This window comes from Muribaculum sp., assembly GCF_029051885.1.
Classification (GTDB): domain Bacteria; phylum Bacteroidota; class Bacteroidia; order Bacteroidales; family Muribaculaceae; genus Muribaculum.
This window is the reverse complement of the sequence record NZ_JAIDKI010000111.1, coordinates 1-12,652: the sequence shown is the minus strand read 5'-3', so window position 1 is coordinate 12,652 and position 12,652 is coordinate 1. Positions and strand designations below refer to the sequence as shown.

At 52.6% G+C, this 12,652-nt stretch carries 11 protein-coding genes and 2 tRNA genes; 8 read left to right on the top strand and 5 right to left on the bottom strand.

Annotated elements, in window-relative coordinates; genetic code table 11:
* Nucleotides 1-318: 318 nt before the first annotated feature.
* From K2I50_RS04825 to K2I50_RS04815, 3 genes are read left to right on the top strand one after another with little or no spacing between them, the layout of a single operon-like run.
* Nucleotides 319-1,731 carry a hypothetical protein gene (locus K2I50_RS04825; protein WP_301025089.1) on the top strand — a complete coding sequence of 471 codons (1,413 nt, stop codon included), beginning with the start codon at nucleotides 319-321 and terminating at the stop codon, nucleotides 1,729-1,731.
* Nucleotides 1,732-1,771: 40 nt separating this feature from the next.
* A complete protein-coding gene (locus K2I50_RS04820; RefSeq protein ID WP_301025088.1) occupies nucleotides 1,772-3,844 on the top strand; it encodes a TonB-dependent receptor in 2,073 nt (690 codons plus the stop codon).
* A complete protein-coding gene (locus tag K2I50_RS04815; protein ID WP_301025087.1) occupies nucleotides 3,845-4,690 on the top strand; it encodes a DUF4249 family protein in 846 nt (281 codons plus the stop codon).
* An 85-nt stretch (nucleotides 4,691-4,775) separates the two neighbouring features.
* Here K2I50_RS04815 and htpG read toward each other — a convergent pair whose 3' ends face one another.
* The 3 genes from htpG to pyrH all read right to left on the bottom strand — a co-directional run bounded on the left by htpG (nucleotide 4,776) and on the right by pyrH (nucleotide 8,297).
* Nucleotides 4,776-6,833: a molecular chaperone HtpG gene (gene htpG / locus K2I50_RS04810; protein ID WP_301025086.1), complete on the bottom strand. Its 2,058-nt coding sequence runs from the start codon at nucleotides 6,831-6,833 to the stop codon at nucleotides 4,776-4,778.
* 170 nt (nucleotides 6,834-7,003) lie between these two features.
* Nucleotides 7,004-7,561 (bottom strand): ribosome recycling factor, encoded by a 558-nt coding sequence (gene frr / locus K2I50_RS04805; RefSeq protein ID WP_301025085.1) that lies wholly within the window; start codon nucleotides 7,559-7,561, stop codon nucleotides 7,004-7,006.
* 25 nt (nucleotides 7,562-7,586) lie between these two features.
* Entirely contained in the window at nucleotides 7,587-8,297 is a 711-nt protein-coding gene (gene pyrH / locus K2I50_RS04800; RefSeq protein ID WP_068962133.1) for a UMP kinase, read from the bottom strand.
* Between the two features lie 106 nt (nucleotides 8,298-8,403).
* On the opposite strand from pyrH, the gene K2I50_RS04795 reads away from it, so the two are divergent.
* The 4 genes from K2I50_RS04795 to K2I50_RS04780 all read left to right on the top strand — a co-directional run bounded on the left by K2I50_RS04795 (nucleotide 8,404) and on the right by K2I50_RS04780 (nucleotide 11,647).
* Nucleotides 8,404-9,138 carry a tetratricopeptide repeat protein gene (locus tag K2I50_RS04795; protein ID WP_301025084.1) on the top strand — a complete coding sequence of 245 codons (735 nt, stop codon included), beginning with the start codon at nucleotides 8,404-8,406 and terminating at the stop codon, nucleotides 9,136-9,138.
* Between the two features lie 66 nt (nucleotides 9,139-9,204).
* Nucleotides 9,205-10,095 (top strand): glucose-1-phosphate thymidylyltransferase RfbA, encoded by an 891-nt coding sequence (gene rfbA / locus K2I50_RS04790; protein ID WP_301025083.1) that lies wholly within the window; start codon nucleotides 9,205-9,207, stop codon nucleotides 10,093-10,095.
* 11 nt (nucleotides 10,096-10,106) lie between these two features.
* A complete protein-coding gene (locus tag K2I50_RS04785) occupies nucleotides 10,107-11,225 on the top strand; it encodes a DegT/DnrJ/EryC1/StrS family aminotransferase (RefSeq protein WP_301025082.1) in 1,119 nt (372 codons plus the stop codon).
* A gap of 11 nt (nucleotides 11,226-11,236) precedes the next feature.
* Nucleotides 11,237-11,647, top strand: a complete 411-nt coding sequence (locus tag K2I50_RS04780; RefSeq protein ID WP_301025081.1) for a sugar 3,4-ketoisomerase — start codon at nucleotides 11,237-11,239, stop codon at nucleotides 11,645-11,647.
* 52 nt (nucleotides 11,648-11,699) lie between these two features.
* On the opposite strand, the gene K2I50_RS04775 is transcribed toward K2I50_RS04780, so the two are convergent.
* Together K2I50_RS04775 and K2I50_RS04770 are read right to left on the bottom strand one after the other, a co-directional pair.
* Nucleotides 11,700-12,041: a DUF4491 family protein gene (locus tag K2I50_RS04775; protein WP_301025080.1), complete on the bottom strand. Its 342-nt coding sequence runs from the start codon at nucleotides 12,039-12,041 to the stop codon at nucleotides 11,700-11,702.
* Nucleotides 12,042-12,064: 23 nt separating this feature from the next.
* Nucleotides 12,065-12,136 (bottom strand) — tRNA-Arg (locus K2I50_RS04770).
* A 159-nt stretch (nucleotides 12,137-12,295) separates the two neighbouring features.
* Here K2I50_RS04770 and K2I50_RS04765 point away from each other — a divergent pair.
* Nucleotides 12,296-12,377 (top strand) — tRNA-Leu (locus tag K2I50_RS04765).
* The last annotated feature ends 275 nt before the right edge of the window (nucleotides 12,378-12,652 follow it).

Sequence of the window (12,652 nt, the reverse complement as noted above, 5' to 3'; positions counted from 1 at the left end):
GGAAATGGGGTCTTATTCTCAGCAGTCCGTGGCAGAAATTACCATCGCCACGGCCAATCGTCATGCATCTGCGTCCGCTTGTTTCGGTCACAATGCAACCGCATTGCTCCCTCACTGCGCGAACACATCTGCACGACGCTTGACCGCCCCAGCGTTAACAAATATTGGTGAACGGGGTCTTACATGATGATGGATTGATTAACGAATGTTAAATAGGATGCTGTAACCGATATTTAACATTAGATATATTATAAAAACACTAAAAAATCGTTTTCTTTGCGGCATAGAATTTAATAAACCATAATTTATATTACACACATGGAAATATCAAGAAAGGTTGCTGTCTGGGCCTTATCAGGCCTTATCGGAGGTACTTTTGCCGCATGCGGGTCTTCAGACAGTGATGACATTCTTACCAGTACAGACGGGATACATGGTACAGTCACTCCACCCTCTACCGAGCCTGGAGCTGTAGACCCCACCGTAACCGGAGTAATGACTCCTTCTCAGGCCGGACAGTATATCGAGGGTACTGCTACCCAACTTAAGCAGCTCTGCAATCCTCAGGAGCAGAGAAGTGCTGTAGAGTCGCTGATGGCCATCGCCAATGTGCTTGATTCCTATGGAGTTGCCGGTCAGAATTCAGATATGGGCTATTCACATGCGCTGGCAAAAGCTACTCGCGCTATGGCCCAGAACACCGAGAATGGCGATTACGCCGGCATATCACGTGCCGTGCAGCAGGTATCCAACAGTTTCACTGTCAATCCGCGTGATTATCTCGGAGTGTATACTCCGGTCTATGATGACGAAGAGGAAGAATATGTATGGGCCAAGACTGCCGACAGCTCCAATGCCATAATATTCCGTTCCGAAAAAGACCGTGTCGAGGTTTCGCTGACTGTCAGCGGCGAGAGCTGGACAGGAAAGTTTGTTACGACTGATTATGATTACGACGGTTATTGGGATGACAAAAACCAGGTGTGGGTGTCAAACGACACGGAAATTACCAACAACTGGACTGTTAATGTGCCTGCCAAGATGACATTTGTGATGTCGCATAACGGTGACAATGCAATAAAGGCAGTGGTCGAGAGCAACTACAGCGAGAGCGCACACACATTTGCTGTCAAGTCGTCGGCACAACTTGCCAATATCACTGCAAACGCTGATGTTACGGGTACCGATACAAGCATCTCTGAGAAATGCAATGCATCTATCGGTTCGTCGCGTGTACTTTATTCTGTAGCCGAGGTCAAAGGCTCCAATCTCTGCAACCGTCAGATGCTGGAACAGCTCGGCAACGCCGGCCAGGATGCCATTGTGGCACAGATCGACAACCTCTTCAAGGGTGCTACTGCCAAGGTTGATCTCCTCGACCGTATACAAATCAACTCCTCATGTACTTCTCTGAAGGCTATTGTTGCCAACAGCGATTATGATGAAGAGGTGCTTCAGGAAGTGAATGCCTTTGCTGCAGCGCTCAACAGCAGTGTGACCACAACCCTGAGTTTCGGCAACACCTCCTACGAGCAGGGCACTATCACGTGGGGAGCGATGCCCCACACATCATGGGGATATACATGGTATGACGTAGATCCTCTGGTATCGCTTGCCGGTGGAGCGGCTATGTCGTTTGGCGACTTTATCGACACCGGTGCCCTCAACGGATCTATCAATGCAATTAACGGTATCATAAATACATATCGTGCCGCATTCGGGCTCGATTGATTGTTGAGATTTGAAATCAATATCGACATATCTACGATTAATGGCAGGAGTCGCGCGTTCAGCGTGGCTCCCGCTTTTATGTATCGGGACTCTCCCGGGCAGGAGTGAGACCGTTTTCTCAAGCCCCGACAGCATAGGGTATCCCGACAGTGATGTCACGCTTGAAGAGGTGACGGTCGAGGCGCGGTCGCGCAGGCCGGCACGCCTGTCGGCCGACGGTGCGGTGACACTCGATGCCACTGTCACCGGGCAGCGGATGAGAGCTTTCGGAGAAGCTGACGCCATGCGCTGGATAGGCACTTTGCCGGGCATATCGTCGGCCGGAGATTATGCTTCGGGAGTATCTGTCGACGGTACCGAATATTCCCACACTTACTACGGCATAGGTGGCGCTCCGGTGTTTTTCCCTTATCATTTCGGCGGCATATTCTCGGTATTCAATTCCGAGCATTATCCTGTGGTAAGACTGGAGAAGTCAGTGCATACACCCGACATGCCATCGCGTCTTGGCGGCCGTATCGAATTCTCTCCCCGACGTGGTCTCACGGAACGGCTACGCGGAGTGGTCAATGTAGGTCTGCTGGCAAGCAGCGCCACGGTGTCGGCGCCTATGGGTAAGAGGGCCGACATTACAGCCTCGGCCAGGTTGAGTTATATCAACGCCCTGTATGGCGGCGTGCTCAAGGACAATTCGACCGATATCGACTACGGATTCAACGATTATAATCTTACCGCCCGCTTTGACGCCGGAAAATCCGACCGACTGGGGCTACATATGTTTTACAACCGCGACTTCCTTGCTACCGCCAACAAGCGCTATGCCCTCGACACCCGTTTCCGCTGGCATAATTTTCTGGCTGCCGCAGAGTGGGAGCATAAGGCATCACGTTTCCAATGGCATCAGAATCTGTATTGCTCTACCTTCGGCTCCACATTCGGCATGTCGATGACGCGCATATCGGCCAAAGTGCCGTCATCTATTACAGAGACCGGCACACGCGGACATGGCGGTTACGATATCGGGGGCGGTGCCGGCATGCGGCTTCTGCTGGGTGCTTCCGCATCGCATATATCCGGTATTCCGCAGTGGGCATCGGTCGACGGTTATGGCTATGGGAGCGCTCAACGTCCGGAGCGTGTCAACTCATTCTCGTCACGCGGGCATATCGCATTGGAGCTCTCTCCGATAGAGAGTCTGCGGCTTACCGTTGGGAGCAGTCTTACGCTGTATGGCGCTCGGGATTACCATCCCGTGTTTGTCGATCCGATGGTCACGCTCTCGTGGACTTCAAGGGCCGGTATTTTCAACCTGCACGCTTCGGGCTATACACAGACACTCCATCAGGTCGGGTTCAGCGATATCGGGCTTGCATCCAATTTCTGGCTTGCCGCATCCCGCTCGCTCAAAGCGCAGAGAGCACGCACACTGGCCGCCTCCTGGATGTATGCTCCTGACAATGCCGGCTGGGAGTTGTCGGCCGACATATATTACAAGCGGCTCAGCGGGGCTTCGGAGTATGACGGTACTACCATCACACTGCTTGATGCCGATTATGACAGCATGGAGCATATCATAACCGGCGACGGCCGCAATTATGGCCTCGGATTCATGGCCTCGAAAGTGGCAGGACGCCTTACCGGCTCCGTGTCGCTTGCCTGGGGACGTGCGCAACGGCGCTTCCCCTCAATCGGGAGTGACTGGGTGACAGCCGCTGTCGAGCAACGCCTGTCGGCTACGGTGCAGGCACATTACCGCCTTAGCGGGTCGGTGGGGCTTGATGCCGTATGGACCTATGCCACCGGGCGACCGGTGACTCCGGTCACGGCTCTGTACCTTATCGGCGAAAATGTGATTTCGGAGTATGGCGAGCGTAATTCACGGTGTATGCCGCCTTATCACAGGCTTGACCTGTCGGCATCGTGGAGTTTCCGGATTAAGCAATGGCCAGGTATCGACAATATGCTTGTGTTGTCGGTAATCAATGCCTATGGACACAATAATGTGTCGATAGTGACATTCGGTTATGATACCGATGAGAATGTGTTTGCCCGCAGGGAGGCCTCGTCGCTATATAAATTTATGCCATCGATTGCATATGTAATGCGTTTCTGAATGAAGAGATTATTTTATATTGTGTTTTCATGTCTTGTGCTTGCGTCATGCCAGAAGACTATCGACGATGATACAGCAGGCGCGGGCCGTCTTGTGGTAGAAGGGTGGATTGATTCGGGCGGACATCCGACTGTGATTCTCACCCGCAGTTTTTCGCCTATGTCGACCGAGTCAACTGTTTTGGCCGACCTTGTAGTGCGTTGGGCCAAAGTGACTATATCCGACGGCGAGCGCACCGAGACTATGATAGGACGTATCGACAACAGTATGACCCCGCCGTTTGTGTATACCACCGCGCAGATTACGGGTGTGCCGGGGCGTACCTATACCATAACCGCGGAGTATGACGGGCACAGGATAGTATCGTCGTGTACTATGCCTTATCCGGTAGATATAAGCCATATAGATGTGACTCCGGTGGCCGACTCCGACACCCTTCGTGAGGTGTCGCTTACTTTTGTTCCCGACAGAGGCGGGGATAGATGCTATCAGCTGGCGGTGTATGATCCGTCGCTTAGCGGCAGGATGCTTCCTTGCTTCATGGGCGCTTATGAGGCATCGTCATCGGTAGGCGATGGAGCGGTGACTCTTACGGTGTATCGTCCGAGCACGGATACTGACGGAGGAAACTATACTCCTTATTTCCGTACCGGGCGCACCATTATGGTGGCGCTGACGTCAATAGCTCCTGAGGTGTGGCGTTTCTGGCACGAATATGATGATTTCACTGCATTCGGGGGCAATATATTTCTTGCCGGCACTATTCCGATGCATGGCAATATCGAAGGCGGTTACGGCATATGGAGCGCCCGGGGCATCGATGTCCGTAAGATAACAATAGAATAAGGACTGTAATTGATAAGTCGCGATAGAAAAAGCGCGTATGGCATCATTGACAGAATGCCATACGCGCTTTTATATCAAAGGGAAATCACATCAGCTCAACGGAACGCGAGATGAATGACGACAGGTCGGAGCCGCGGAGCAGTCCGTTGCCGAGCAGAGCCAGGTCGATGAGCTGTTTTACTCTGGGCTGTGTGGCCGCGAAGTCGGCGATTGTCTTGTTTTCTCCGTCGCGGAGTTCGCTTACCTTCTTTTCGAGGTCGGCGAGCTGTTTGTCGGTCTCGGCATCGGTCTTGTCGCCGGCTGCTTTTGCCGCGTCGCGCAGGCGAGTAATCTCGGCGTTGGCAGCTTCGATATCGGCCTCTACAGGCTGCACCTTGGCATCAAGAGCCTTGGCTGCGGCGTCGCGTATCTCCTTGATAAGCCGGTGCTCGGTGTTTACGATGAGGTTGTAGCTGTCGGGCATCTCGGCGTAGAATGCCATGCCGGGCTGCATAGCCGCCATGTCTTTCATACGGCGCATGTACTCGTTCTGGGTTATCATCACCGGAGCGGCAGTGGGCGAGAGTGCCTCGAAGCTGACGAGGAATTCGGCCTTGTCGACAGCGGGAATCTGCGAGCGGAATATGGTGGTGAGTTCGTTGCGCTGCAATGGAGTGAGGTCGGCTACCTTGCGGTCTTCCTTGGCAATCAGATTGTCGATGACGTCGGAGTCCACGCGCACGAACCGGCTCTTCTCGACTTTCTGTTCAAGCAGTCCGATGAAGTGGGAGTCGAGCTGGCCGTCCATCACCAGCACATCGTAGCCGCGCTCGGTGGCTGCGTTGATATAGTTGTACTGGGCAGTGGGGTCGGTGGTGTAGAGATATACGGTAGTTCCGTCCTTGTCGGTCTGTGTCGGCTCGATAAGAGCTTTGTATTCGTCGAGAGTGAAGAATTTGCCCTCGGTGTCCTTGAGAAGCACAAATTTCTTGGCGCGGTCGGCAAATTTTTCGTCGGTAAGCATGCCATACTCGATGAAAATCTTGATGTCGTCCCACTTGGCCTCGAAGTCGGCGCGGTTCTGTGTGAAAATCTCGTCGAGACGGTCGGCTACCTTACGGGTGATGTAGCCCGAGATCTTCTTTACGGCCGAGTCGCTCTGCAGATATGAACGGCTTACGTTGAGCGGAATGTCGGGACTGTCGATGACACCCTGCATGAGCATCATGAACTCAGGCACTACACCCTCTACCGAGTCGGTGACAAACACCTGGTTGCAGTAGAGCTGTATGCGTCCCTGGCGGTTGATGTCGATGTTGCTCTTTATTTTCGGGAAATAGAGTATGCCTGTCAGTGTGAAAGGATAGTCTACGTTGAGGTGTATCCAGAAGAGGGGATCGTCCTGTCCGGGATACAGTTCGCGATAAAACGAGCGGTAATCCTCGTCGGTAAGCTCGGCCGGCTTTTTGGTCCATGCCGGTTCGGTGTTGTTGATTACGTTGTCGCGGTCGGTATCGGTCATCTTTCCGTCCTTCCACTCCTGTTCCTTTCCGGAGATTACAGGTACAGGGAGGAACCGGCAGTATTTCTTGAGCAGAGTGTCGATACGCGGCTGCTCGAGGAAGTCCTTGTTGTCATCGTCGATGTATAGCACGATGTCGGTACCGCGCTCTTTCTTCTCAATCGGCTGCATGGTGTACTCCGGCGAACCGTCGCAGCTCCACATCATGGCCTGAGCGCCTTCCTTGTAGCTGAGAGTGCGTATCTCGACTTTCTTGGCCACCATAAACGCCGAGTAGAATCCGAGTCCGAAGTGTCCGATTATATTCTCTGCACGGTCCTTGTACTTTGCCAGAAACTCTTCTGCGCCTGAGAATGCAATCTGGTTGATGTATTTGTCGATATCTTCGGCTGTCATGCCTATGCCGTGGTCGCTCACGGTGAGGGTTCCGGCCTCTTTGTCGATTGTCACGCGCACGTTCATGTCGTCGAGCGTGCCTTTGTACTCACCAAACGAGGAGAGTGTGCGCAGCTTCTGTGTGGCGTCGATGGCGTTGCTCACCAGCTCGCGCAGAAATATCTCGTGGTCGGAGTATAGAAATTTCTTGATAACGGGGAAGATATTGTCGGTCGTTACCCCGATTTTTCCTGTCTTGGTATCCATGGGTCTGTTTTGGTTATTCATTCTATATATAACACATGGCAAAACACGTGCCACTCCGTATTGCTGTTAAATTTCTATAATCCTTCTGCCAATTTGTCCGTTTCCGGCACCGACAAAAAAAGGAGATGCGCAGGGGCATCTCCTTCATGTCATATAGGTGGTAAAGTGGATTATACGGTAAGAATCTCTTTTTCTTTTGCGGCGAAGAGATCGTCGATTTTCTTGAGATACTTGTCATGGAGCTTCTGGGCCTGTGCTTCGGCGTCTTTCTCCACATCCTCGGGCATGCCCTGCTTTACTGCTTTCTTGAGGCCGTCGATGGCGTCGCGGCGGGCGTTGCGCACAGAAACCTTGGCGTTTTCGGCCTCGGCTTTCGACTGCTTTACGAGGTTTTTACGGCGCTCTTCGGTGAGCGGCGGTATCGAGAGGCGTATTACTTCGCCGTTGTTCTCAGGGGTTATGCCTACTTCGGAGTTGATGATGCTTCGCTCGATTTCTTTGAACATCGCTTTTTCCCAGGGAGTGATGACGATTGTGCGTGCATCGGGCACGGAGATGTTGGCGACATTGGAGATGGGCACAGCGCTGCCATAATACTCCACGCGTATGCCGTCGAGAATTCTCGGATTGGCTTTGCCTGCGCGTATATGGGCCAGCGACTCGTCGAGATAGGCCACGGCCATCTCCATTTTTTCCTCAGCGGGGTCGAGATAGTCTTTTACTTCCATTTTATATATGTTTTGAATTGTCGATTTAGTAGACGAGTGTGCCGATAGGTTCGCCGGAGAGTACACGGGCGAGATTTCCGGGAGTGTCCATGTCGAATACGATAATGGGCAGTCCGTTTTCCTTGCAGAGTGCGGTTGCTGTGAGGTCCATTACCTTAAGGCCGCGTGTGTACACTTCGTCGTATGTGATTTCCGAGAATTTTGTGGCGGTTGGGTCTTTTTCAGGGTCGGCGGTGTATATGCCGTCGACGCGTGTGCCTTTGAGCATCACATCGGCTTCCACTTCGATGCCTCGCAGAGCAGAGCCTGTGTCGGTGGTAAAGAACGGGTTGCCTGTGCCGCCTGATATTATGGCTACTTCACCACGCTCCATCGATTCGATTGCGCGCCATTTGCTGTAATGCTCTCCGATGGGGAACATGTTGATGGCTGTGTAGACCTTGGCCGGCTGCCCTACGGCACCGAGTGCCGAGCTGAGAGCAAGCGAGTTGATGACTGTGGCAAGCATGCCCATCTGGTCGCCTTTTACACGGTCGAAGCCCTTGGAGGCTCCCTGGAGGCCACGGAATATGTTGCCTCCGCCGATTACAATCGCCACCTGCACTCCGGAGGCCACGATTTCGCTTATCTGCTGGGCATAGGCGTTCAGACGCTCGGTATCAATGCCGTGACCTTTGCCTCCGGCGAGAGATTCGCCGCTAAGTTTCAAAAGTATGCGATTATATTTTGTTCTCATTGCAATATATTTGTAAATTTGGATTTCAAACAGGATTATTCCGGTTCCATTTTGCAAATATACGAAAAGCATTTTCAGGATGAAACTATTGCGGACAAAAATATGTATGTGGGTCATTGCTGCAATCTCGGTTGCCCCGGCCTGCCTGTCGGCTGATACTCCGCCCTCGACTCAGCGTCGCAGTTATGAGGCGACGGCTGTGAAGGCCGAGCGCTTCTTCAGATACAGGGAGTGGGCCAATGCCGCGGCCATGTACGAGCTGATGCTTGAGGAGCAGCCTAAGGTATGCGACACGTATGCCCATGCGATAGTGACAGCCGGAATGCGCTCGCTGCCTGACTATGAGATTGCGCTTGCCCAGAAGGCGCAGGCCAATCTGGTGCCTGTCGACTCGCTGCTTTATGGAGTGCAGCGTGTGAGTTTCTCGCTCGGAGAGACATCGCAGTATGAGAAGTTTCTGTTATTGCTTAAGGAGCGGCAGAGGTGGCTCGGACGCAGTATTGACAAGCAGCTGCTGCAATATTATCTTTTCCGCCGTAATGCTCCGGAGATAGAGAAGTACAGTCGTATAATGCTGTCGGGTGCTCCCGACAATGCTGATTTTATGCTCGCTCTCGCGCAGGGCCAGTTGCTTAACGGCGACTATGAAGGGGCAATGACCACCTACAGGAATGTGCTTGCGATATATCCTGACAATTATACCGCCCTGCTTTATCTCGGCAACTACTGCAAGGACAATGGTAAGGCTGTCGACGCCCTGCATTATTTCCGCAGGGCACAGGCGTTGAAGCCTACTCCGTATGTTGGGGAATGTATATCGCGTCTTGAGGCAGGAAGGTGAAATTTTTATAAATGCCACACCATAAACAGCAGTGGCGGCGTTATAGATATATAACATGACCATAATATGAAAGGTATAGTTCTCGCCGGTGGTGCCGGCACTCGTCTCTATCCTGTGACAACAGGAGTGTCAAAGCAGTTGCTTCCGATATATGATAAGCCGATGGTATACTATCCTGTGTCGGTGCTGATGCTCGCGGGCATACGTGATATACTGATTATATCGACTCCCGACGACCTGCCTGCGTTCAGGCGTCTGCTTGGCGACGGCAGCCGCCTCGGCGTAAGATTCGAATATGCCGAGCAGCCGCGTCCCGAGGGGCTTGCCCAGGCGTTTATTATCGGTAAGGACTTTATCGGAGATGATGACGTGGTGCTTGTGCTCGGCGACAACATATTCTACGGGCAGGGCTTCAGCGGAATGCTCAACGACGCCTCGCGTATAGTGAAAGAGCAGCGTGATGCAGTGGTATTCGCCTATCAGGTGCAGGATCCCGAGCGCTACGGTGTGGTAAGTTTCGATGAGTCGGGAAAAGCCATAGACATACAGGAAAAACCTGAATTCCCGTCGTCGGATTATGCCGTTGTCGGCCTGTATTTCTATCCCAACGATGTGGTGAAGGTGGCATCGGAGGTAAAGCCTTCGGCCAGAGGCGAGCTTGAGATTACGTCGGTCAATATGAATTATCTCGGGCAGAACCGTCTGAGCGTGAAGAAATTCGGACGTGGATTCGCATGGCTCGATACTGGTACTGTCGACTCGTTGCTTGAGGCGTCGAATTTTGTGGCTGCCATCGAGAAGCGTCAGGGATTTCAGATTGCGGCGCTTGAGGAGATTGCTTTCCGCCGTGGGTTTATCACAGCCGAGCAGCTTCTTGAGATTGCGGCCCCGCTTTCGGGGAATGCCTATGGCGCATACCTCGTGCAGCTTGCCAATGACGGACCCAATCCACGGTAAAGTCAGTCTATATGGCCAAGCATTATCCATTTCTTGATTTAGGAAAAGTAAATGCCCCTTATGCCGCGGCTCTGAAAGATGCTTGCGCGCGTGTAATCGACAGCGGCCGATATATCGGCGGTACTGAAGTAGAGGAGCTGGAGCATGAGCTGGCAGGGCTTGTGGGCACACGTCATGCCGTAGGGGTGGCGAGCGGTCTCGACGCGCTTAGGCTTACCCTTATGGCATGGATTGAGCTGGGGCGTATGTCGCCCGGCGATGAGGTGATTGTGCCGGCCAACACATATTTCGCATCGGTGCTGGCGGTGAGTACCGCCGGTCTGAAGCCGGTGCTTGTCGACGCTGATGCCTCTACCCATAATATTGACACTTCCTTGCTTGAGATGGCTCTGACGCCGCGTACGCGTGGCATCATGCCTGTGCATCTTTACGGTCGTCCGGCCTGGGACAATCGTATTGCGGATTTTGCTTCGGCCAACGGATTGCTTGTCATCGAGGATGTGGCTCAGGCTATAGGGGCGTCGCTCGCCGACGGGCGGTGCTGTGGCACGTTGGGCGATGCCGGGTGTTTCAGTTTCTATCCGACAAAAAATGTAGGTGCGCTTGGCGATGCAGGTGCGGTGACTACCGATGACATCGAACTTGCTGATATGTTGCGGTCGCTGCGCAATTATGGCGCAGGGAGCAGGACATACTATTTCGACCATCTTGGCGCCAACTCCCGTCTCGACCCGATACAGGCTGCAATGATACGTGTGAAGCTGGCGCACACCGATGAAGAAAATGACCGCCGGCGGGCGATTGCGGCAATATATGATACGGAGATTGCCAACCCGCTGGTATTGAAGCCTGAGGCAGGGCCCGACAGACATGTATACCACCAGTACGTGGTGACTGCTCCGTGGCGCGACGAGTTGCGGAGCTATCTTCTATCGCGTGGGGTGGAGACGCTGGTGCATTATCCGTGTCCGCCCCATCGTCAGAAGTGCTATCCGGATTTGGCCGGTTGCAACATGCCTGTAGCGGAGCGTCTGGCACGTGAGGTGGTGAGCCTCCCGGTATCGCCTGCATGCACATCGGTGGATGATGCCCGTGAGATTGCTTCTATTATTAATGAATTCCGAATTTGATTTTCCCGACAATGACAAGAGTTGAAGATATCAGGATAACACCGTTCTGCAAGATTGCCGACCGCAGGGGCAATCTTACTGTGGCGCAGTCAGGAACCGACCTGCCGTTTGACATACAGCGTGCCTATTGGGTGTATGATGTGCCGGGCGGGGAGTGTCGTGGCGGACATGCGCATAAGGAGTGTCAGGAAATGATTATTGCGATAAACGGCTCGTTCACTCTTACACTGGACGATGGAGTGAACCGACGCTCGTTTCTGTTGAATCATCCGTATGAGGGTGTGCTGGTGCCGGTGGGAATATGGCGTACTCTTGATGATTTTAGCTCCGGTGCCGTGTGTATGGTGCTTGCGTCACACGGTTATGACGAGGAGGATTACATACGTTCCTACGATGAGTATCTTAAGTCGCGCGGCATCTGATGCGAGACCTGTATCATTAGTAGGTAGGGGAAGTGTATAGTCGGTAATGGATTTATCCGATGCGTGACTTGTCGGTGTTTGTGTCGCGACGCTTTGGATTAGACGGAAACCATCCTTTACGTACTCGCTGCTCCTGCTCGACAACTTCTTTTATGCTCCACAGTGATGAAAATGCCACTACACCGAGCAGGCTTGACCATAGTACATCGGCTACAGCTACGGCAAGAACCATGAATATTATTCCGGCTACAAGAAACCACCAGCGGCATGCTGTGCCGAAGTAATAGTGTCCTTTGATTACAAGTGGGTGAAACAATCCAATAATCAGAAATGTGGCGGCTCCGATGGCCACGCCGAGCATATGATGTTCCTGCAATGAGGCGGTGATATCCATAAATGGGGTGGGGGAGGATGGTGTAGCCCGGAGGGGAATCGAACCCCTATCTAAGGTTTAGGAAACCTCTATTCTATCCGTTGAACTACCAGGCCATAGGGAAAACTGCGACAAAGATACGCAATTAATTGCAAATACAGGCATAATGGACTGCTGAATATCCTGTTTTTCGATATTATCAATGTATGCTTGCGTAAAACGCGATTAATCTATTGGATTGTAGTAAATAAATGCGTATCTTTGCATCCGCATTGGCGCTCGTGGCGTAATTGGTAGCCGCGCCAGACTTAGGATCTGGTGACTTCCGTCGTGGGGGTTCGAGTCCCCCCGAGCGCACACAAAAAAAGCCGTTGGCTGTGTCTTATGACATAACCAACGGCTTTTTTTGTGCGCTGATTTCTCAAACATAAGGGGTAGAGTGAGAAAGAGTTGGACTGATATATAGCTTGTTGAGCAATAAGTGTTGCCGCCAGGGGGCTATAGCTTGGGCCGATTTTCGATATGTGGTGAAGGCGTGTATTATTAAACAAGCTCTTAAGACCCCGTTCACCAATATTTGTTAACGCTGGGGCGGTCAAGCGTCGTGCAGATGTGTTCGCGCAGAGAGGGAG

What these genes read in the sequence shown, in the direction of transcription:
- htpG (WP_301025086.1), bottom strand. Translation starts at nt 6,833, where the DNA reads ATGGATACCAAGACAGGAAAAATCGGGGTAACGACCGACAATATCTTC.
- pyrH (WP_068962133.1), bottom strand. Translation starts at nt 8,297, where the DNA reads ATGAGAACAAAATATAATCGCATACTTTTGAAACTTAGCGGCGAATCT.
- frr (WP_301025085.1), bottom strand. Translation starts at nt 7,561, where the DNA reads ATGGAAGTAAAAGACTATCTCGACCCCGCTGAGGAAAAAATGGAGATG.
- K2I50_RS04795 (WP_301025084.1), top strand. Translation starts at nt 8,404, where the DNA reads ATGTGGGTCATTGCTGCAATCTCGGTTGCCCCGGCCTGCCTGTCGGCT.
- K2I50_RS04815 (WP_301025087.1), top strand. Translation starts at nt 3,845, where the DNA reads ATGAAGAGATTATTTTATATTGTGTTTTCATGTCTTGTGCTTGCGTCA.
- K2I50_RS04820 (WP_301025088.1), top strand. Translation starts at nt 1,772, where the DNA reads ATGGCAGGAGTCGCGCGTTCAGCGTGGCTCCCGCTTTTATGTATCGGG.
- K2I50_RS04780 (WP_301025081.1), top strand. Translation starts at nt 11,237, where the DNA reads ATGACAAGAGTTGAAGATATCAGGATAACACCGTTCTGCAAGATTGCC.
- K2I50_RS04825 (WP_301025089.1), top strand. Translation starts at nt 319, where the DNA reads ATGGAAATATCAAGAAAGGTTGCTGTCTGGGCCTTATCAGGCCTTATC.
- rfbA (WP_301025083.1), top strand. Translation starts at nt 9,205, where the DNA reads ATGAAAGGTATAGTTCTCGCCGGTGGTGCCGGCACTCGTCTCTATCCT.
- K2I50_RS04785 (WP_301025082.1), top strand. Translation starts at nt 10,107, where the DNA reads ATGGCCAAGCATTATCCATTTCTTGATTTAGGAAAAGTAAATGCCCCT.
- K2I50_RS04775 (WP_301025080.1), bottom strand. Translation starts at nt 12,041, where the DNA reads ATGGATATCACCGCCTCATTGCAGGAACATCATATGCTCGGCGTGGCC.